Here is a 19185-nt window from a genome sequence, read left to right on the forward strand (position 1 = left end):
CTTCGGCCAAGGAAGAAGCAGCGACTCACCTTCGTTCCCAAGGGAAAACGCTGCAGGAAATTGCGACCGCCTTGGAGGTTGGCCTCTCGACCATGGTGCGGAGCTTTGGGCAAGGAATTCAACGACCGACAGTGGGGGCAAGCGCTAGTGGCTCAGAGAACTGTTTCTTTCGACGATGACCCATATCGCGAATGGAGCTTCGGCGGGAAAGCTCGAAGCTACGACAGGCACACGGACCAGCTCGTTGTTCATCGTTCAGACCTCGATCTATGTACCGCAACCGACCTGCAGTGGGCTTTGCGCCAAGCCCAGGAAGAAGGCGGACCGGAACGGGTAAATGTAGCGTCCGTCGACGAGCAGTACATGGGCGTGGAGGGAATAACGGTTGAGCCCGTTGAATTCCAGCTAGATGGGGGTGCCCTCACGGTCGCGTTCACGTTTGTGGACGAGTTCCCAGAAGCAGAACAAGACGGCGACGTAGGCCGGTTCACTGAGGCCCTCCAGCCCTTGCTGTCCAAGCATCGGGCCACCCTGCTAGCCATTGACGGGGACGATTATTCGGGAGCCCATAGAATCTGGAACGTCTGTCTGGGGTTCAAGCTCAGGGGTCGCAAATTGGCGGCCATGTTCCAGGCAGGCCTGGATATGTGTGATCTTATGGATGCCCTGGCGGGGGGAGAGCTAACCCGGGAGACGGCGGGACATTTAGTCCGCGCCGGACATGCCGATGTACTTATCGGACAACCCGAAGGGCAATGGCTTGAGGCAAAAAGTCAGCACTACGACTTCTCGACACTTAGGGGCGAGATTTCCCTTGCCCAAGCCGTCTCCAGGTTCTGCAACAGCGAAGACGGCGGGATAGTCGTGATCGGTATGTCAACCAAGAAGACTCCTGCCGGGGAGCATATTCGGCAGCTGAACCCTATGCCGGCTACGGCCGGGATTGTCCTCAAGTACCAAAGAATCTTGGAAAACCGGTTGTTTCCACTGGTCCGAGACCTACAAATAGACGCCGTCGCAGCCGGGCCGGGTTCAGAAATAGTCTTGGTAGACATCCCACCGCAGCCCGAGGAACTGAAGCCTTTCTTAGTCTCCGGAGCCATAGTCGATGGAAAAGTCGATGGAGCGTTCATCAGTATCGTTCGGCGCAGGGGCGAAGGTTCGGTTCCTACGACGGCTCAGGAGATACATTCGACGCTAGTTGCCGGCCGAGCCCTCTTACGAGGAGGACATTTCCCCCAAGTTCATCCCTGAGAGCGCCGACCCGCGATGACCGCAGCCTTGCTGAAATTGAGCGTTCCGCGAGCTCCGACGATCCACCGTTTGCTGTTCTTTGCGAGAACCCGATTATGGGGAACGTCGTCTGGGAGTTCTTCTCCGATCACGAGTAGCTAAGTGGGGGAGAGAGGGAATGAGATAGTGGAGATTTCGGCGCCGACGATTGGCCGCCAGAGCAGGACCGCGCCGTCTCCGGTGGCAAGTCCCCTTCCTTCTCGCACCTCCCACGGCCATTGTTCGAGTCCCAACGTGGTCAGCCTGAGGACATCCTGCAAGGACTGAGTCTTGCTGGGGAGCTACACATGCCACCCAAGAAAATAGCGGCAATTCCAAGGTGGTAACCAATGGACGCCAAAGGCCTTGCAGGAGCCCTTCCGCAATGAGGCGGCCCAGCGGCTGCACAGGCCTCTCGTGTCGATCCTTGTCGTTCCTGCATTTGAGGTTCTTCTTCTTAGCCATACCCTCTCTATGCCCATGACTCGAAGGAGGGGTGTGGGAAGGCTTGCGCAAAGGCGAACTGACGTTACATCGCGTGCACCTATTGCGGTGTCTCCTTTGATACGAAAGGCTGCCATCAGCGATATCAGGCCGCATCGCGCTGAGCAACTCCCGAGATTTGCAGTTGGCACCGCACCGGACCCTATGATTTGGTAATGGCGATTGAAGATGCAGGACTTGTCTGGCACTACACCGACGGTGGTGCGTTGATGAACATTCTAGAAAAGAACGAACTTTGGGCCGGTTCTGCTGCCTTCATGAATGACATGAACGAGCTGCTCAGCGGTAGCATCCAACTTCGAAACCACTTTGAGGAACAGCTTCCGGATCTCTCTAAAGACGCCACCCAGATGCTGGAGAAATACATCCCTGAGGTGAAGGCAAGATCAAGGGATTCCTTCGTTTTATCCGCGTCCTCCGACCCTGACAGTCTCACCATGTGGCGTTACTATGGCCGTCATCAAGTCAGTTTTGCCGTCGGGCTCGACCGAAACGAGTCCTTGGTTCCCTTGGCGCGGCTTAAAGGGGAAGAGCACCCGAACCCTCCGGCTGGCTACGAGGACGATGCGTTTGATTATGATGAGGAAGGGAACCGTTTTCGCGTCTATGATCCGGACGGCGTATTCATCGAGGGCGGTGACTGGAAACCCGTCGTCTACGACTTGAAGAGGCAATCGGAGATCATCACCAAGGTATTTGAGACACTTCGTGATGGTGTCGAGAAACGTTTGACGCCTGCTGAGGAAGGCAAGCTCAGGGTCTGGCTTTTTCCCTTTTTCATGAATGAGGACTTGGATCTCATCAAGAATGAGGGCTTCCGTGACGAACGGGAAGAACGAATTATCGTTTGGCCCAACCCAGCATGGAAGTTTGTCTTCCATCGTCCGGGCGCCTATGGGCTCGTACCCTATGTGAAGCTGACCTCGTTGCAGGGCGAGAATATTGATCCTGAAGAAAACCGTTTCGCCACTAAGGCAGGCAGACTGCCGATCCGGGAAATTCGTATCGGCCCAACCCCTTACAGCGTCGAGGCGACCGCCAGCTTGGAGCAACTGCTGGAGTTCCACGGTTTGCACGACGTCAAGGTCACTTGCAGCGAGATTCCGTTCCGTCAATAAAGTTGGTTGGTGTTCACACGCGCCGCCGCGGATTTGGCGATCAGAAGTTGGATTCGTCCGGCTCCAAGTCCCGGTCCGGTTTGGCTCGTTGGAATTTTGCCCACCACACCATGCTTTCGTAAGGCCAGTCACGCGCTGGGAAGCCTATGGGTCGGCGCCAAGGTTCTGGTTCTGCCCCCGGCGCAGGCGCATGCCCCCACAGGAATCGGGCAAAACGGGCCGAAAGTGGAATTCTTGGAGCCGTCTTTTGTAGACGCCATTGGGCGTACCAGATGGGAAACTTCACCGCCTTGCCAATTCCAGGAATCAGGGAAATTCGCTGATACCAAATGGACCACCAGCAATCGGGAAGCTGATGATTTGGCCAGAGTTTTCCATCCTGTAGGGTCCTTACCCACGACAGTCCCGCACCATCAGTGAAATGCAGCTCTAGACTGTGGCTGGAGAGTTGCCTTGCCCCGCAGTCCACTCGCTCGACTTCACCACCACCGAGATAGGGGAGCACGGTGGGAACAGGGTCATCAAGGAGGTCAAGTAGCCTCCACTCGTACTGTGGTGCGTCTTCCCAGTCCCAGGTTGGTTGCGCTGAAGAGGGAAGTTGATGAAAGACCTTTACTCCTGTGATTCCCGTATCGGAGTCGTTATAGATCTCCAGATACGACGCTACGGTCTGCCAGGTTGTATCCGATTCCGTCTTACCCACTGACTTGATCTTCGGCTGATTGATCAGCGCTGAGACCTTGGCGGCCTGTTCACGACGCCGATCTTCTTCGACCCTGCGGCGGTCTCGCTGCCCTTGAAAAAACAACCTCATAGTGAAGAACGCCAAGAAGCAATTTAGAATAAATTGTCCAATATCCACCAAGTCTTTGGTCGACACGCACGCCCCGTTCTTTAGTACCGTCCCTAAACCTATCGCGGTGGATCCCCGCTTTCGAACTACAACGCCCTGACGAGTAGTCGGGGTTTCGTCGGTCCGAAAAATAAGTACCGACTACTCGTGCGTCCATGTCTTTACCGAGCTGTCTTGTTTTGTTCGCCGGAGTCCTCTGCCAGGTCTTGTAGGGCGCGTAGTACGGATGCCATCAGCGTTGCGGCCACCAGTGCATTGGCAGGTGTGAAGTGGTCGGTACCTGCCGCGTGTACGGAGACGTGCCGGGAGAGTTCAATTGGTTTTGATCCACCCTGATCAGGAAGCCAAGTAGCGTAAAAGGTACCCAGGGGAGCCAGCGCTGCTTTTGCCCGTACGAGCTCGTAAGGGACTTGGATCTGGTCGAAATCCAAATGCACGATCTTCTCGTATGCCTTGTACCCGCCGTCTAGCTCCCTGTACCCGCCGATGACTGCACTTACCGCCGCGTCAGTCACTACCACAGCGAGGGCTTGGGCTGGCTCATCAAAGCCAGATTTTAGTGCGGCTAGAACCCTTCTTCCCAGCGGCAGCTGGCGTTGAAGGTAAGGGTGTGTGATGTGATCCAGAGCTTCGCAGCAATCGTCCAAAACTTCGTCGCGATTTTCGATGAGAATCTGAAGCCGGGCTTCTCGGTCGGCGGCGTGCAGCAACGAGGTGACTATCTTTTTCCGCGGGACCCACGCAAGTGGGAGGCCTTCTGCGTTGAGGATGGACGCGGCCAAGTCCAGATCCACGTGCAGTGGCCAATTTGGAGGAAATATTTCTTTCTGCGTCTCAAGGAATTCGTCCACAAAGCTGAAATTAGCCTTCGCCATGTCGATCAGACGCGTAGGGCCGGCTAACGTCGTTTGATCCGGGACTGGGCCCAAGACGCTGCTGTTGTCTTCCACTTTCACGCCAGCGAATGGGTTCGGCATCTTGAACATTGGCGGCGTTGACGTCGCCTGATTCCATTGGTCGCCGTTACCTGCGGAAGTAGGGCCCCGTTCAGGCTCATCTTCAGAGCCTGTAGGCTCATTTGAACCCTCCTGGTCGCCAGTGTTCATGTTGTGCCCTATCAGTTCACTCTGAATACGGACTTCAACGGTACCGCCCAGCGGACGTAGCTAAGCAGTGCGCTCGGGATCGAGTCGCCGATGAGAACTCGCGCTGTTCTTCTCACTGACTATGCAGCCCGCTTCTAGTAGCGCTCCTGGTGGTAACAGGAGCATCGACGAAGCGATTGAACTCGAGACTGCCGTTGTAGTTGATGGATGCGCTCTGCTCTTCACGGGACGCACGGCTCTGAGGGCCCACCCTCTGGACATGTCCAGAGGGTGGGAGTTCAATTGATCTGAGGGTTCGCGTGCTCTGGTAGCTCCATTCGCGTCGAAGCACTAACGAACCGGGAGAACGCATCATCGGGGATGCCCATGAACGACAATGCATATCCCGCAGGACAATCGCCGGCGGAGCGTGCCGCGAGAGCCTTCCACGGCCTGGAACTCCCTACTCACCTTAATCTGGAACGCCTGGTTCAGGTAGTCGAAGGCGTTCGGCATCGGCCTATACAGATCGAAGCTGCCGGAGCTCTGAACGGTGGTTCGATTTGCGGCTTGTGGCTGTCCACGGACGACGTTGAGATCATCTTGCATGCCACTAGTCCTTCTGGGCTCCACCGGCAGCAGTTCGTCCTTCACGAGCTGGGACACATGGTCTTGCGGCACGACGAGCTCGTTATCCCGGCAGACTACATAGAAGTGCTGTTTCCGAATCTTCCTGTGGGACTCGTCTCACGCGTCCTTGCCCGGAGCAGCTTCACTGATGACTTGGAAGCAGCCGCGGAATCGCTCGCGGATCTCTTTGCTGCGGCCATCAGGAATAGTGCGAGCGAGCCGAGATCGTTCGAGAGGGTTTTCGAATGAGCCAGATTGTGGCCGCAGCTTTGATCTGGCTGCTCGTCATTTGCCTCCTGCCTGGAATGTGGCAACGCCGTGACCACAGCGTGCTGACGGCAGCCATCACAATTTCAGTCGCCCTGACGCTGAACACCGATCAGATCTATATGGGCTTGGACTCTGTACTTGGTGGTCGCAACTTCGTTGACCTATTGGCCAATGTCTGTATGGTCGTTGGGATCTACTTTCTCGCGAGAGCGATCATTCGGGCGGCGACGCCAGACGAGACGGTCGAGAAACGACCCGCGGCTGGCATACTCCTCTTGGCCGCGGTGATCGTGGGCCTTGCATGCAGCTTCAGTGCCATCGTCACTCAGGGCAGTTCCACGCGTTTCATGTTGGATTACGGCGATCAGTGGCCTGCCGCCCTCTATTCATCCGTTCAGTTCCTGTACATCGGCTTCGTGGTAACCGTTACCGGCATTACATGTTTCCGGTTCCGCGGCGACATGTTGAGGCCGTACTTCCGCGCGTCGTTCACTCTCATCGGGGTTGGCTGTGCCTTTGCTGTTTTCCTTGTAATCCTGGTGCTGGTGATGGACGTTCTGCACCTGCAGGGCCGCTTGAATGCTATGCGTTCTGTCTCGCCTATCTATGATGCGGCATTCGTTGCTGCCATGGTCTTCTTGTGCGTAGGTCTAGCCATCCCGCCTGTGGCGCGTCGAGTTCTCCGCCGTAAGCAATCCGCGACCGAAGAGGAGCTCGTTAGCGATCTCACGAGAATCTGGGAAAAGACGACCAAGAAACGGCAAGACGTTCGGCTCGTGCGAGGCACCGAGATGATCACGCAACAGGACCGGGCCCAAAGGCTCCACAGGATGCTTGTTGAAGTACAGGACGCACTCTTAGTCGAGCCCAGTTTAGGCAGCTTCTTGGACATCCACGACCTCAAGGTCTTGAACGTTGCTGAGAACTATCTGGTGGGACCTTTGGTGCGCCAAGGTCCAGTTCGCAGGCGGAACGGGAACGGGCGATATGACGGATGATACCGGTTCCTCCGAAACCCCGCAGATCAGATTGGCACGAAAGCTCAACCTCCTTCTTGACCTCTATGAGGCTGAGGGATCGGAAACAATGACCTACCCCGAGATCAATCGGCATATGACTCAACGTGGAACGCCACTTTCCCGCTCCCGCTGGGCCTACATGCGCAGCGGGGATAGCTCAATGGCGACCGATCCCATGCTGCTTCGTAACCTAGCAGAGTTCTTTGGCGTGGACCGTGATTACCTCTTGGACGATGCCGGGGAGATACCAAAGCTTGTAGACGCTCAGCTGGAACTTCTTCGTACCCTCCGTGAGTCACGTGTGCGGAACTTCGCTGCTCGTCAGTTGCAGGGGATCTCTCCGGAAACCTTGGTGAGGCTTCGCCAAGTGATAGATGAACGGATGAGGGCCCAAGAGGTGGACGATGCTGACGGCCACCAGTCGTAGGGCTTTAGAAGCTGGATTCTTCGCTGCATCGGCGGCTTTGCTCGCAGGCGTCGCCGTTGCAGCGTACTTCGCGCGTCAGGTTGTGGTGCCGAAATACAGTCGTCGTGAGGATTTGGACGTCCGGGCCGTGCACACCACTGGAGATCGATATCTGAAAATCGAACTTCCCGCTACGGAACAAACGAGAGCGCCAGGACGATACAGCCTTTGGTTTCAGCAGGGGGAAGGTCACGCATGCCTCGGCCCGGTCGTTGAGTCCCACCCCGAGCGAAGGGCTGTAACCCGGGTAGTTGAGCGAGTGGACTCGGGGGACCTCGAACAAGCCAAGGCAGGTATCTGGAGTGGGTACGTCTACTCGAAACCGGAGCAGCTTGGTTTGCGGTACCAAGACGTTGAGATTCCAGTCGCCAACGGTGTTGCCCCAGCGTGGAGATTTGATCCGTCCGCTGGCGTCAGTGCATCCGGCGGATGGGCCATCCACATCCATGGCATGGGCGGCAAAAGGGCAGGCACTCTTCGCGGCATACCGGTCGCAAGGCGTCTGGGACTGACGTCGCTGGTTGTCTCGTTCCGCAATGATGGCGACGCACCGCCGTCGTACGATCGCCGTTACAGTCTCGGCCAGACTGAGTGGCGCGACGTTGATGCCGGCATCAACTACGCCATTTCCAAGGGCGCTGAACGCATTGTCCTTTTTGGGTGGTCACTGGGCGCTTCCATCGCCCTTCAAACAGCGGCCCTGTCGCCGAATTCCTCGCGAGTAGCTGGGATGGTTCTCGACGCGCCAGTTTTCGACTGGCGAACGACCCTGGCAGCGAACGCCAAGGCGGCCGGACTTCCTCGGCCACTCGTGCACCTGGGCTTCACTATTCTTCGATCCAAGGCCCTCCGGTGGGTGACTGGCCTTGCTGAACCCATATGTCTCGATTCCCTGGATTGGCTGGCGCGAGCAACTGAATTGAACAAACCGATCCTCGTACTCCATGGAGAGAAGGACGACACAACGCCCTTCGAAGCATCCAGGAAAGCTGCCAGTCTGAGACCGGACCTAGTCGAAATGGTGGAGTTTGAATCTGTGGGCCACTCTCTGGAATGGAATGTCGACTCCGAAAAGTGGGAGCGCTCGGTCGAGGAGTGGTTCCACGGGCTCCCGCTGGCTGGCTCTAGTCCTGAACAAGCGGGAGCGCAGTTGTAGGAGGCATTTGCGCTGAGTACTGGGCCGCTAGGTCAATGAGCTGACACTCGACGAATGAGGCGTGAGCGGAGTAACGCTCGTCGGCCAAAGCCTGAATGTAACCGGCCGATTCAAGGATGAGGAGATGACGCCGAACCGTCCTTCGAGAAGCTTGAAGCTGTGATGCCAAGACGCCAGGGGTCGATGGCCCACTTCTGATGAGGAAGCGAAGGATCTGGCTCCGTGTTCGGTTCATCAAGATGGATGTGGACATTCAAACCACGGCTCAGGTTTGTAAGGGATGCTTGCTGTAGACGGGTCTACAGCAACAGGATACGCCTCATGCAGGCCGCGGAACAGAATGAATGTGTAGTTGATTGTTTAGCTGCGACGCGCGCGGAATACTGATGGCAACGCAGCAGCATTTCTCTTCGAACGAGGCAGTCGAAAGGTGGAGCATGCCGGCAAAAGATGCTGGCCGCAACGGCGAGTTGTCACCACAGGCGACCCTCGCCCGTCGGCTAAACCTGCTGCTTGACGTCGTTGTGGCCGAGAGGGGTTCGCCCGTCACTTTCAGGGAGATTGAGGCCGGACTCCGAGCTCGAGGAGTCAAAATCTCCAGGGCCAGATGGTTTTACATGAAGGACGGGACAGGTCGCCTCGTCAGTGATCCGCAGCTGCTTGGCGCAATCTGCGAGATGTTCGACGTCGATCCCTCCTATTTGCTGAACGGCGTCGAAGGCGACGTTCCAGAACGCATCGATTCGCAGTTGGAGTTTGTGAAGTCTCTGAGGGCAGCCCGGGTGAAGTCATTCGCCGTTAGGGCGCTCGGGGACGTCTCGCCGGAAACGCTACGCGCCATCTCCGAGTATCTGAATAAAGACATCGACTTGCACCCGAACGGGGAGCGGGCCGCAGCTACTCCTCCAAGACATACCGAAGGTGGGCGTCCAGCAACTCCTTGATGCGGGCAGGATTTGCTGAGTAGCGAGGAGACCGGCCGTGGCGCCGTCCGGCCTCCACATCGACCTCAATGGCGCCGACCTGTTCAAGGGCTATGAGGTGTTTGGCGACGCTGGGTTCGCCGGCGCTGACCGCTGCGACGATGTCGCCCCTGGACGCAGGACCATTTGCCGTCAGGAACCTCAGAATCTCATTCCGTGAGCGGTTCCCGAAGGTTGCCACGGCGTCTTCAACGTCAGGCGACCAAGCGTCGTCGTGAGGCTGCGTGATCCGTGGCATGGCTCCATTCTTACTGAACAACATGCAAAAAGTAAGAACTGGGATCTTGACGATACTTTAATTATCTTCGACAATATTCTTTAGAAGCTTGTGTTGTGGTCAGTGTCGCCACTGCCACGTTAGGCCGCCACATCTGGTGGCACTGGAGATATTCGAATCCGTTAGTCGAAGCGGTGAGAGCCATGAGCCTGGAACACCTGGCGGGCAACGCTGAAATCGTAAACTCAACCCCGTCCCCGGTAGATATTTCGCTGCTGAATCCCGTGGCGCCAACCCTGACAGTTCCCGTCGACCAGATGATGGCAGCGGTAGAAGGCGTGCGTCGCTACGTCGTCTCGCACTTAGGTCGGATCGGCCGCTCGTGCGATGTGGACGATGTCATGCAAGACATCAGGATGGCTGTCTGGGACGGGGTGGCACGCGGACACTACCGGCAGATACCAGGAGTCTCATTCGGGGCGTGGGTGCAAGGCGTCACCGGGAATGTCTGCGCAGCGCACGTCCGCAGGGAACTCGGCCACAAGACGCTACCGCTGCTTTTGGATCCGGGCAACGGTGAGAGTCCGGGGCTTGTTCAGCAGCTAACGGTTCTGGTCATCTCACGTGATTACCGCGATGCCGAGGAGATCATCGACCAAGAATGGGCCCATATGGTTCTTGGGCTGACTCGGGCCGCTGTGTCGGCTCCGGTATGGCGCCTCGCGGTGGGCAGCCTTACCGAGCCGCGACGATACGCCCCTCCGTCGCCGCAAGACCGTCGCCGCTGGAATGCGGTCACGGCGGTTCGGCAGACTGCAAAGACAATAGGCCAAGCATTGGATGTAGATCCTGAAGCTGTGCACGACATGCCCGGTCTATGCCGGCACGCCGTTGGTTGTCTGCCGAGTCCGCTGCTGCGGGGAGTGGCCGAAGCAATCGTTTTGCCCGAACATCACGGCGTCGAACGGCAGGTTGCCATCGCCGCAGTTGCTGAGGAGTTCAAAGTCACTGATCGATATGTGGCAGTTCAAATCGGCACGGCCCGTCGCCTGTATCAAACGGCATGGAGAGTCATTCATAGTTCCATGACCTCGGCTTTTTGAGTCATGTTGCTCATTGGCGAGCTGAGGCATGAGCAGGCTAGGAGGCAAACGATGGTGGAATTCCTTTGGCACAGGCGAACAAGTCGTCGATGGGTCTTTGGCCTAGCGCTGTCAGCCATCCTAAGCGCCCTCATTCTCGTTCTGGCCGCACCGCGGGAGTCCCCATCTACGAAAGGGACGGGTGTCCCATCGGCTAAATCTTCGACGTCGCGGGCGCTGCCGAGTATTTCCCCGACGCCTACACCAAAACCAACAAAATCAGCATCGATTGCTACGGCACCAGCGTCCGGTCCGCCTAAGACGGCCGACTACAGGGTGCTTGCGTCTGCGGCCGCCGTGGCAATCTATAGCTGGGACAGTAGAAGTTCGTCGTATTCAGATGTGTACGCTCGAATTCGAGGTTGGTGGTTCGTTCTCCCTGACGGATCAAATCCGTTGGCGGTCCTGGTCCAGGAGTTTGAGGCAACGGGCATAAACGCGGGGTCCTTCGCTTCGCTTGCGGGCCAAGGTGCCTACAGGGTAGCAACGTTCGAATCCATGGCATGCGACAACGAACTAATAAGAGTTCGCGAACGCCCTGCTCCATGGGCGGGGCTTCATGTCTGCACGGTTCGACTCAAGGTCGTTGACCAGACAGTCAGTAGCAGCAATTCATACACAGCGCCGCTCAGTGTCATGGCTAATTGCCCGCCGGCAGCGACCGCCCCGCCTGATCGATGCCAAATGGTCGGCTTCTATGCCTCGACAAGCCGGATCGTCTACTGATGCCGCATCCCGCTTTGGCGATGGCCGTAGTTAGGCGCCGAACGCTCGTACGGGCTGCCACCGCCGTCGTTCTCGTCATCGTGCTTTCCGTTGGTGCTGTTGTCAGCGCCGTCGCTCTAGCCCTGGCAGGCGACAAGCCGGAATCGCCTGTCGGGTGTGTGTCGAGCAGCGGCGCTGTCACACAAAGCGTCCTCGAGAACAGTGGATCTCGGCCTAATGGTCAAGCCGTTGGACTCTCCGCAGGGCAGATTGCTGTGGCGCAGGGGTACATTTCCGTCGGGAAGCAACTTGGCGTTCCTCGGGAGGCGATGGTGATCGCCATTATGATGTCTCTCCAGGAGTCGACCCTCCGGATGCTCGCCAACGCGAATGTCCCTGCGTCATTTCAGTTTCCTCATGACGGGGTTGGGAGTGACCACGACTCAGTAGGTTCGGCACAGCAGCGGCCAGCGGCGGGATGGGGAACCGTTGCAGAGTTGATGGATCTTTCTTACAACGCACGGGCATTCTATGGAGGGCCGTCAGGGCCGAATCAAGGTAGTCCTCGAGGTTTGCTGGATGTGCCGGGCTGGTCTGCCATGAGCAAAGGCCAGGCAGCCCAGGCTGTCCAGGTTTCAGCGTTTCCAGAACTTTATGCTCGATGGGAACCACAGGCCAGGGCCATCGTTGACCTGCTCCAAGGTGTCACAACCGTCCCGACGTGCCGCGCGGGGGAGAGCGACCGGTTAGATCCGGTCTCGGCGGAAGGTTTGTCGCAAATCCGGCAAGACATTTTGCACTACACGCAGATGGGTGTGGGTGGTGCCTACGTCTGGGGTGGGACGGCTTTCAAGGCCTGGGACTGCTCGGGATTCGTGCAGTGGATCTACCGGCAGGTTGGGATCGACTTGCCGCGTGTGGAGCAGTGGAGGGTTGGCCAGATGACCGTTGCCCCGCAAATCGGCGACCTTGTCGTCCAAAACCCTCAGGTTCCCTACAACTGGGGGCATGTTGGCATCTACGCTGGGGACGGAATGATGTACAGCGCGCTCAATCCATCGGCGGGGACGTTGCTGCATCCGATCGACTGGAATCAGGGTACGGCGTACTTCGATCTGCTCGAGTAGCGCCGATATTCGGTTACGCTGAAGAAACTTAGCTCAACTTGTGCGGAGGGGTCTGTTGGCAATGCAAGTATTCTCTAGTCAGTACCAGTTGCAGACTCAGATTCGTCCGTCTCTGCGGGCTCTTGCTCCGACTTGCCCAGCTCAGTTATCTCTACTTCCGGCGCTTTGGATGGCATTTCAAATATCCCTTCCATGCTTAACATTCCAAGGGCAGTTCTAGCCTGCAGCCGACAGAGGTCGTAAAGCGACTCCAATGCCTCTGATTTTTCGAGCTGCTGGGCATAGTCGGCATTAACGTCATGCACGCCGCTGTCAATGAAAATCGATCCCATGGTGATCGTGAAACTTGCTTCTTCGTTAGCGCCATGCAGGGTGGCTATAACCACGCGAAAGTCATTGTCCCCGTCTTCGTCCATTTCTGGCGTTGAATAAGAGCAGCTCCAAGTCAAGTGTGGATCAGTGGCATGATCCGAATGAGCCTCAACCCCCAGAACTCTTGGGTCCGCAAGTATAAAAGCCTTATTGAACATGCTGATCATCGCTTGATCATCATCAATTCCACTAGGCGATCATTGCCAGGCCGCGCTTCGTGCCGCGGACGCACGTCGCGGCAAACCCAGTATGCCGATCGTATTAGCGTCGAGGGGTCTTGTTGTTCCTCAACCGGCTCTCGCTCGAGGTCTAAGAGTAACTTTGAACCAAGTGCGTGAAGAGTTTTGGCAAGATTTCGAACCGTGATATTCCGTTCGCCTGATAGGCGCGCTGTAATCTCGCTGCGTGGAACTCCCAGTTTTCTTGCTAGGTCCGATCGGCTTAAGCCAGCCTTCTCCATAGCTTCTGCAATGAGCTCGCCGGCATCAACCATCGCTGCTTCTTCAGCGTAAACAGCCTGGTAGTTTTCATCCCTCAACGGGAAGACGCTAGATGTTTTCATCGCGTCTCTCACTTCCATTCCCAAAAAATGTCTAATGCCTTCTGTATTTCCGTTGGGACTCTGCTGTCCTTTGGCTTATCTCGTCCGTGGGTCACATACCAAGTGTTGTGACTCTTGACCAAATAAAGCCGATACTTGTCCGCCTTCAATTCGTAGACGTCGGTTTCGTTTTCGCGTCTCAGGTGCCTGAGGTTTTCGGGGCTCTTGATGGCGTGGTGATCGCGCAACCTCTCGAAGTACCGCTGGTAGCGGGCCTGGAACCTAGGAAGCAATGAACCGATAAACTCTTCTGCATCGCATACCCCCGATCTTCGGACGATGCCGAGGACTGTGTCGCAGTCCGGCAACATTCTTATGCAGTGTTCAGTCATATCTGAACACTGCTGTCAAGGTATCACATTTGACTATCACGGGCGCCGTCGGGTGGATCACAGTTTGACGTCTCTCCAGTTCTTCCGACTCGCTCCAGCAATACATGTCAATTATAGTCGTGGGGCTCTGGTCAAGGCACTAAGGGCTCCGCTACACGGCGCAAGAAACGGGATACACCAGGACAAGAGTGTGGTGCGCCATCATGTCGTTCCCACCTTCCACCCCCATGAAGTCGTGAGCTTAATCGGCTCATTCCATTGGAAGACGACTGGATGGAGCACCAGATGGTACTGGCAGCGGTGGATCCTGGGATCACACCAAACGCGAACTTTCCTTTTCTTGAGTCACTCAAGCAGATCGGCGGCGGCATTCTCGTCGGCGCCTTCATCGTCATCGCGATCGTGGCGATCATCGGAGCTGCGATGCTGTTGGCCGGCAAACTAAGCCAGTCCTCGAGACTTGCCTCAGGCGGCGGCGTGATCCTGCTGTGGACAGGCCCTGTTGCGGCAATCCTAGGCGGCATCAACGGCTACATACTCTGGTCTCAGACGGCCTTTCCGTTGGGCTTCTAGCCGCTCGCGATCATGCCCATTGAGTGTGACCTCAACGGTTGGTGGCCGCCGGGCTGCGGACTGGTTTCCCAAGCCAACGACGGCGTCCAAGGTTCCATCACTTACATCTTCGCCAACGTCCTTCAGAACATCGCGTCATGGATGTGGGGGTTCATCACTGGGGCTTTCAGCGTCTCGAAGGTCGACGATTCTCAGTGGGCGGCTATCGGCGGACTGACTAACTGGTGGGTCATCGTGATGATGACTCCGCTGGTGGTTGTGATGATCCTTCAACTCCTCTCCGGACTGATCAGCCAGCAACCTCGCCGGCTGATCAGGGCTCTGGTCGGGGGAGCCGCAGCGGTTCCTTTGGTTGCAGCGGCGGTCTACCTTATCCAGCAGCTCACCCGAGTGACCGACTCTGCTTCGACCGCTCTCTTGGAGTCGATCGGGACAGATCCGTATGTCGTGTTCATGCGGCTCTTCGGCTTCGAACGAGCTCCCCAAGGCTCCGAGCGCGAATGGAATGTCATCTCCCTGGCGCCGGGCAATCAAGGCGGAGCCGTCGGCGGTGCAATAGTGACCGTAATGGCAGTCATCGTGGTGTGGATTCTGGCGTTCATCCTCATGTGCTCGATGATCTTCAGGACGTTCGCCCTCGCCGTTCTCGCGGCTGTCGCGCCGGTCGCCCTCATGATGATGCCCTGGGAGAAGTCAAAGGCCTGGACCGGGCGGTGGTGCGAAGTCGTCGTCGCGCTCTTGTTGGCGAAACCTCTGGCAGCGACGATTCTTGCAGCTGCCATCAAGCTGTTTGCGGATTCGACGTCTTTTGCAGGTTTGGCGGCCGGTACTGTCGGCATGGTCCTTGCCTGCGGAGCACCATTGATGGCGCTGAGGCTGGTGAGCTTTGCCGGTGGTGAACTCGCAGCAGCGGCTCAGACCGCTGGCGGTGGCCACGTTCTGTCTCGCAGCAGCAGCGTTGCCTCCAGACAGTTCAGCCGGCAACTCGGTGGCCGCATGACGATCGCATCAATGTTGGGCAGATCGTCACTGGCGCGACCAATTCCCTCAAGTCGCAGAGACATCCCCACGCGCGTGCTGTCACCTTCACTGCCCCTGCCGCGCAGCCTGACGAGCACGACGCCGATACTCACCTCAGGTGAAAACGCTTCTGCAGCGCACGGAGCAAACTCTGCTCGCGGAGGCGCCCCGAGGCACGGCGACGTGGTGAGTGGAGAGGTCATCACCGAGCAGAGCAAGCAAGCGTCGTCTGCGACATCTTCACCGGTAGGCCGGAACGCGGCCGCGGGACGGCCAAAGGCGAACCGCCCCCGGACCCCTCGGCAGCCCGAAGTGCGAAGTCCCGGCAGCGCGCTGCCCACATCCCAATTGCCGCCCATAAGGCCCAAGCCTTCTGAGGGGCACTTCCCTCTGGAGAAACCGCATGACTGAAGATTCCCGTGCCCTTGAGGCCGTCAAATTTCCCAGATACGAGCGTCGCGGCATATTCATGGGCTTGAAGTGGTATCAGCTCGTGTTGCTAGCCCTTGGCATCCTGACCGCGATTATTGCCTCTGCGACGGGAGGCCCGGTTGGACTGACGACGATGAGTCCCATCTGGCTGCTGCTCATGCTCATGGGCGTACTCCAACACGCTCGAATCCCTTATCCCATCTGGGTCAGCCTCATCACGCTGTTCTTCATTCGACTGATTCTGGGGCAAACCCGATACCTCGCCCGCCCCGAAAAGGCATTGAAAGCAGGGAAGCTTGCGCTGCCAGGTGGACTCGGCAGCCTTAAACTTCAGATGACCCGACGCGGGGAGTGCTTCATCGTCGACCCTCAGGGCAAGGAAGCAACGGTCGTCTTGCGTTGTACCACCAGGTCTTTCGCTCTCCTCGACGACGATGACAAAGCGTGGGCAGCCCAGGCGTGGTCGCGAGTGCAAGCTGGACTCGCCCAACGCTCGGACATAGCAAGAATTGCCGTTCAGGACTATACGGTTCCGTACCCTTCGTCAGCCCTCCAAGATTTCTATGACCACACCATCGTGAAAAATGGCGGCCGGCCTGGTGGTAGTTCGTGGGGCGAGTTGGCCTATCAGGACCTGATAGCTGCAGCTGGATCCGCCATGAGCCACGACGTGTTGTTGTGCGTTGTGGTGGATACGGCTAAGTCGAGGAGGCGCATCAAAGAATCGGGCGGAGGGATAGCCGGACTCGAGCGTGTTCTGCGTTTGGAGGTACAGGCAATCACTACATCCTTGGCAACTCATGGAGTCCGGGTGGACGAGTGGCTATCGGAGTCCCGGCTACTTGAGGTGTTCAGGGGTTCCTTTGATCCTGAAACGGTTTCGCGAGGGTCGGCAAAGAACGACACCGAGTCACAGGACGACCAGCCGACAGGGATCCGGCGACTAAGTTCAAGCCCGATGGCCGTAGAGGAGCACTGGACCTACCTCCGCACGGACTCCGGGTTCCATCAGACTTTCTGGGTCGCAGAGTGGCCTCGCCAGAAGGTCTATCCCGGATTCCTGCACCCGCTGGTTTACGTCGGCGACTTCCGACACACAGTGACGCAGGTGATTCGCGCCGTACCCACCTTGGAGGCGCTGCGCGACATCCGATCAGCCCAGGAAGCCCACGAAACGCGCCGAAGGATCAACGCCCGCTTCGATCGACCCACCACGGGGGAGCAGCGAGCCGAGGAAGAAGAAGTATCGCAACGGGAAGAAGAGATTGTTGCCGGACATGGCGATGTACGTCCGACCGCCTTCGTGACAATTACCGCAGCGTCCATGGAGGATCTGGCCCGACACCGCCACGAACTCGAGTCTGCAGCCGCCGGAGCGTTCGTGGAACTTCGATTGCTGGCCGGGCAGCAATGGGCAGCCTTCATCGCGGGTGGACTGCCGTTGGGAAGGGGATTGCGATGAGCCTCAAGAACCAAGAGGTGACCTATACGCCGTCGGGCACTCGCGCCGAACGCAGGAGTCTCAGAAAGGCGACAGCCGCTGAGTCGTTGCCGCAGAGGCGCAAACTCGGCCAGCGAATCGACGAAGCCTTGGAGCGACGCGGTGACCGCGAGCGCCTTGCCGGCGACTGGGGGAGCAGGGAACCGCAGTCACTATGGGGGCCGCATAGACTGCGGCCGGCACCTCACCGCGCCTCCACCATGACCTTCGCGGCGGCCTACCCCTTCATCACGGAGTCAGGTCTCGGCCACGAGGGAACCTACATAGGAACTGACGTCTTTGGTTCGGGAGCCTTCTCCTATGATCCGTGGATCCTGTACGACAAGGGGATCATCAGTGGTCCTTCGATTGTCGTGATTGGCACCGTAGGCACCGGGAAGTCCATGTGTGGGAAGTCGTTGGTTGCCCGCTCCATAACGTTGGGACGGAAAGCGGCTGTTGCGTCGGATCCCAAGGGTGAGTGGGTCGCGGTGGCCAATGCGGTGGGTGGCAAGGTCATTTCCGTTGGTCCTGGGCGCACCGCACGTGTGAATCCTCTGGATGCGGGTCCGCGGCCCAGCTCTCTATCGGACACTCAGTGGAAGGCTGTCGTCCGGCAGCGGCGCCGACAACTGATAGTGGCTTTGGTGTCTCTCATGCGTCAAGGAACACCGTTGCATCCCGTAGAGCACACCGCTCTCGACATGGCGCTCATGGAAACCACCGCGGAAAACTCGACGCCGACCCTTCCTATGGTGCTGGACCACCTTTTGAGTCCGTCCGCGGAAACGCTGGCTCTTGTTGGCAAGGACGGCGGAGCGTCAGTCAGTCACTCGCTGCGGCGCACCGTTTCAGGCGACTTAGAAGGTATGTTCGATGCTCCCTCTACGGTGGCCTTCGATGCCGATGCGCCGATGATGGTCATGGACACGTCCGCACTCATCGGTGCGTCCGAGCAGGCGTTGTCCCTTGCCGCGGCCTGCAGCGCGACGTGGCTGGAAGCTGCAGTGACAAACCCCGACGGCGGTAAGCGGCTTGTGGTGTACGACGAGGGTTGGCGGATGCTCGCCGATCCCTACATGTTGGCCAAGATGAGCGAGCAATGGCGCCTTGCGCGCACCTACGGAATTGCGAACCTCCTCATCATGCACAAAGTGGCTGACCTCAATGAGATTGGAGACAGCACGAGCGGTCACCGTCAGAAAGCCTTGGGGCTGCTGACGGAAGCCGACACACGCATCATCTATCGCCAGAAGCATGACGCCATGCGCCTGACCAAGGAAGCTCTGGGTCTCACCGAAGCTGAGTGTGAGCACGTCGAGAACCTGCCCAAGGGCGTCGGGCTCTGGAAGGTTGGAAACCGCTCGTTCATCGTCGCGAACAGAGTGACCACGGACGAGTTGGAAGTCTTCGGCACTGACGACCGGATGCACCTGTGAGGACGCGGTCGGCAAGCAGCAGTCCCTTGGTCTCAGTCGGGCTCTGGGCGTTGACCGGGTACGTGGCATTCTGCCTCCTGGTCCAAGCAGCCGCACAGCTTGCCGGCGCCGGGCGCTGCGGCGGCAGGCCGCCGTCGTACTTCAACCCCGCTGCTGGAGTGGGACTGGTTGCTGGCCGTCAGGACTGGGTTGTTGGTACCCGCAGCTGCACCGTAGATGTGGGGGCTATCTGGTGGATCGTGACTGTTGTTCTCACGTTGCTTGCGGCGCTCGCAACCACTGCGGCCCTCGCATGGAGAACCTGGAAGCAGTCCGGCGCATGGCTGCGACAGGACATCCTCGGCAGGGACGGGGTGGCTGGCCGGGCAGAGATCCTTCGGGACTTCGGA

20 protein-coding genes are annotated in these 19185 nt (G+C 58.0%); 13 read left to right on the plus strand and 7 right to left on the minus strand.

Features of this window, described 5'->3' with window-relative positions; translation table 11 throughout:
- Positions 1-105: 105 nt before the first annotated feature.
- On the plus strand, positions 106-1254 hold the full coding sequence (locus IEY62_RS09100) for an AlbA family DNA-binding domain-containing protein (RefSeq protein ID WP_189016369.1): 1149 nt from the start codon (positions 106-108) through the stop codon (positions 1252-1254).
- A 677-nt stretch (positions 1255-1931) separates the two neighbouring features.
- Positions 1932-2894, plus strand: coding sequence for a hypothetical protein (locus tag IEY62_RS09105; protein ID WP_189016372.1), 963 nt, complete (start codon positions 1932-1934; stop codon positions 2892-2894).
- A 40-nt stretch (positions 2895-2934) separates the two neighbouring features.
- On the opposite strand, the gene IEY62_RS09110 is transcribed toward IEY62_RS09105, so the two are convergent.
- Entirely contained in the window at positions 2935-3774 is an 840-nt protein-coding gene (locus IEY62_RS09110; RefSeq protein WP_189016376.1) for a hypothetical protein, read from the minus strand.
- A 134-nt stretch (positions 3775-3908) separates the two neighbouring features.
- On the minus strand, positions 3909-4853 hold the full coding sequence (locus IEY62_RS09115; RefSeq protein ID WP_189016379.1) for a hypothetical protein: 945 nt from the start codon (positions 4851-4853) through the stop codon (positions 3909-3911).
- Positions 4854-5219: 366 nt separating this feature from the next.
- Here IEY62_RS09115 and IEY62_RS09120 point away from each other — a divergent pair, with 366 nt between their 5' ends.
- From IEY62_RS09120 to IEY62_RS09135, 4 genes are all read left to right on the plus strand, one after another.
- Positions 5220-5711: a hypothetical protein gene (locus IEY62_RS09120; RefSeq protein WP_189016382.1), complete on the plus strand. Its 492-nt coding sequence runs from the start codon at positions 5220-5222 to the stop codon at positions 5709-5711.
- Positions 5708-6730, plus strand: coding sequence for a hypothetical protein (locus tag IEY62_RS09125; protein ID WP_189016385.1), 1023 nt, complete (start codon positions 5708-5710; stop codon positions 6728-6730). The genes IEY62_RS09120 and IEY62_RS09125 overlap by 4 nt, the downstream gene beginning before the upstream one ends.
- Complete coding sequence (locus IEY62_RS09130) at positions 6720-7178, plus strand: hypothetical protein (RefSeq protein ID WP_189016388.1); 459 nt, start codon at positions 6720-6722, stop codon at positions 7176-7178. Before IEY62_RS09125 ends, IEY62_RS09130 begins: the two co-directional genes overlap by 11 nt.
- Positions 7179-7476: 298 nt before the next feature.
- Entirely contained in the window at positions 7477-8373 is an 897-nt protein-coding gene (locus tag IEY62_RS09135; protein ID WP_189016391.1) for an alpha/beta hydrolase, read from the plus strand.
- On the opposite strand, the gene IEY62_RS21905 is transcribed toward IEY62_RS09135, so the two are convergent.
- Entirely contained in the window at positions 8342-8626 is a 285-nt protein-coding gene (locus IEY62_RS21905) for a winged helix-turn-helix domain-containing protein (protein ID WP_189016394.1), read from the minus strand. The genes IEY62_RS09135 and IEY62_RS21905 overlap by 32 nt on opposite strands.
- Positions 8627-8759: 133 nt before the next feature.
- Between IEY62_RS21905 and IEY62_RS09145 the strand changes: the two genes are divergently transcribed.
- Positions 8760-9317 (plus strand): hypothetical protein, encoded by a 558-nt coding sequence (locus IEY62_RS09145; RefSeq protein ID WP_189016397.1) that lies wholly within the window; start codon positions 8760-8762, stop codon positions 9315-9317.
- On the opposite strand, the gene IEY62_RS09150 is transcribed toward IEY62_RS09145, so the two are convergent.
- Positions 9271-9594: an ArsR/SmtB family transcription factor gene (locus IEY62_RS09150; protein ID WP_091466822.1), complete on the minus strand. Its 324-nt coding sequence runs from the start codon at positions 9592-9594 to the stop codon at positions 9271-9273. The genes IEY62_RS09145 and IEY62_RS09150 overlap by 47 nt on opposite strands.
- Positions 9595-9776: 182 nt before the next feature.
- Here IEY62_RS09150 and IEY62_RS09155 point away from each other — a divergent pair, with 182 nt between their 5' ends.
- Both IEY62_RS09155 and IEY62_RS09160 read left to right on the plus strand, forming a co-directional pair.
- A complete protein-coding gene (locus tag IEY62_RS09155) occupies positions 9777-10676 on the plus strand; it encodes a sigma factor (protein WP_189016400.1) in 900 nt (299 codons plus the stop codon).
- Between the two features lie 1325 nt (positions 10677-12001).
- Positions 12002-12547, plus strand: a complete 546-nt coding sequence (locus tag IEY62_RS09160; RefSeq protein WP_229785208.1) for a C40 family peptidase — start codon at positions 12002-12004, stop codon at positions 12545-12547.
- Positions 12548-12621: 74 nt separating this feature from the next.
- Here IEY62_RS09160 and IEY62_RS09165 read toward each other — a convergent pair whose 3' ends face one another.
- From IEY62_RS09165 to IEY62_RS09175, 3 genes are read right to left on the minus strand one after another with little or no spacing between them, the layout of a single operon-like run.
- Entirely contained in the window at positions 12622-13086 is a 465-nt protein-coding gene (locus tag IEY62_RS09165; protein ID WP_189016405.1) for a hypothetical protein, read from the minus strand.
- Positions 13083-13499: a helix-turn-helix domain-containing protein gene (locus IEY62_RS21910; RefSeq protein WP_407671489.1), complete on the minus strand. Its 417-nt coding sequence runs from the start codon at positions 13497-13499 to the stop codon at positions 13083-13085. The genes IEY62_RS09165 and IEY62_RS21910 overlap by 4 nt, the downstream gene beginning before the upstream one ends.
- Complete coding sequence (locus IEY62_RS09175) at positions 13490-13852, minus strand: hypothetical protein (protein ID WP_189016410.1); 363 nt, start codon at positions 13850-13852, stop codon at positions 13490-13492. The genes IEY62_RS21910 and IEY62_RS09175 overlap by 10 nt, the downstream gene beginning before the upstream one ends.
- Positions 13853-14110: 258 nt before the next feature.
- Between IEY62_RS09175 and IEY62_RS09180 the strand changes: the two genes are divergently transcribed.
- Genes IEY62_RS09180 through IEY62_RS09195 form a run of 4 tightly spaced genes read left to right on the plus strand, consistent with a single transcriptional unit; the run spans position 14111 to position 18796 of the window.
- The gene (locus IEY62_RS09180; RefSeq protein ID WP_091551245.1) at positions 14111-14425 is read left to right on the plus strand and encodes a hypothetical protein; all 315 of its coding nucleotides are present in this window, start codon (positions 14111-14113) and stop codon (positions 14423-14425) included.
- A gap of 12 nt (positions 14426-14437) precedes the next feature.
- Entirely contained in the window at positions 14438-15856 is a 1419-nt protein-coding gene (locus IEY62_RS09185) for a type IV secretion system protein (protein ID WP_189016413.1), read from the plus strand.
- Positions 15849-17339, plus strand: coding sequence for an SCO6880 family protein (locus tag IEY62_RS09190; RefSeq protein ID WP_189016416.1), 1491 nt, complete (start codon positions 15849-15851; stop codon positions 17337-17339). The genes IEY62_RS09185 and IEY62_RS09190 overlap by 8 nt, the downstream gene beginning before the upstream one ends.
- Positions 17336-18796 carry an ATP-binding protein gene (locus IEY62_RS09195; protein ID WP_189016419.1) on the plus strand — a complete coding sequence of 487 codons (1461 nt, stop codon included), beginning with the start codon at positions 17336-17338 and terminating at the stop codon, positions 18794-18796. The genes IEY62_RS09190 and IEY62_RS09195 overlap by 4 nt, the downstream gene beginning before the upstream one ends.
- Positions 18797-19185: the final 389 nt, after the last annotated feature.

The sequence above is a fragment of the Paenarthrobacter histidinolovorans genome, assembly GCF_014647595.1.
Classification (GTDB): domain Bacteria; phylum Actinomycetota; class Actinomycetes; order Actinomycetales; family Micrococcaceae; genus Arthrobacter; species Arthrobacter histidinolovorans.

Bases quoted from the DNA above. Each gene is read 5' to 3' on its own strand.
- IEY62_RS09105 (WP_189016372.1), top strand. From the start codon at position 1,932: ATGGCGATTGAAGATGCAGGACTTGTCTGGCACTACACCGACGGTGGT.
- IEY62_RS09115 (WP_189016379.1), bottom strand. From the start codon at position 4,853: ATGAACACTGGCGACCAGGAGGGTTCAAATGAGCCTACAGGCTCTGAA.
- IEY62_RS09120 (WP_189016382.1), top strand. From the start codon at position 5,220: ATGAACGACAATGCATATCCCGCAGGACAATCGCCGGCGGAGCGTGCC.
- IEY62_RS09125 (WP_189016385.1), top strand. From the start codon at position 5,708: ATGAGCCAGATTGTGGCCGCAGCTTTGATCTGGCTGCTCGTCATTTGC.
- IEY62_RS09130 (WP_189016388.1), top strand. From the start codon at position 6,720: ATGACGGATGATACCGGTTCCTCCGAAACCCCGCAGATCAGATTGGCA.
- IEY62_RS21905 (WP_189016394.1), bottom strand. From the start codon at position 8,626: ATGTCCACATCCATCTTGATGAACCGAACACGGAGCCAGATCCTTCGC.
- IEY62_RS09145 (WP_189016397.1), top strand. From the start codon at position 8,760: ATGGCAACGCAGCAGCATTTCTCTTCGAACGAGGCAGTCGAAAGGTGG.
- IEY62_RS09150 (WP_091466822.1), bottom strand. From the start codon at position 9,594: ATGCCACGGATCACGCAGCCTCACGACGACGCTTGGTCGCCTGACGTT.
- IEY62_RS09155 (WP_189016400.1), top strand. From the start codon at position 9,777: ATGAGCCTGGAACACCTGGCGGGCAACGCTGAAATCGTAAACTCAACC.
- IEY62_RS09165 (WP_189016405.1), bottom strand. From the start codon at position 13,086: ATGATCAGCATGTTCAATAAGGCTTTTATACTTGCGGACCCAAGAGTT.
- IEY62_RS21910 (WP_407671489.1), bottom strand. From the start codon at position 13,499: ATGGAAGTGAGAGACGCGATGAAAACATCTAGCGTCTTCCCGTTGAGG.
- IEY62_RS09175 (WP_189016410.1), bottom strand. From the start codon at position 13,852: ATGACTGAACACTGCATAAGAATGTTGCCGGACTGCGACACAGTCCTC.
- IEY62_RS09185 (WP_189016413.1), top strand. From the start codon at position 14,438: ATGCCCATTGAGTGTGACCTCAACGGTTGGTGGCCGCCGGGCTGCGGA.
- IEY62_RS09190 (WP_189016416.1), top strand. From the start codon at position 15,849: ATGACTGAAGATTCCCGTGCCCTTGAGGCCGTCAAATTTCCCAGATAC.
- IEY62_RS09195 (WP_189016419.1), top strand. From the start codon at position 17,336: ATGAGCCTCAAGAACCAAGAGGTGACCTATACGCCGTCGGGCACTCGC.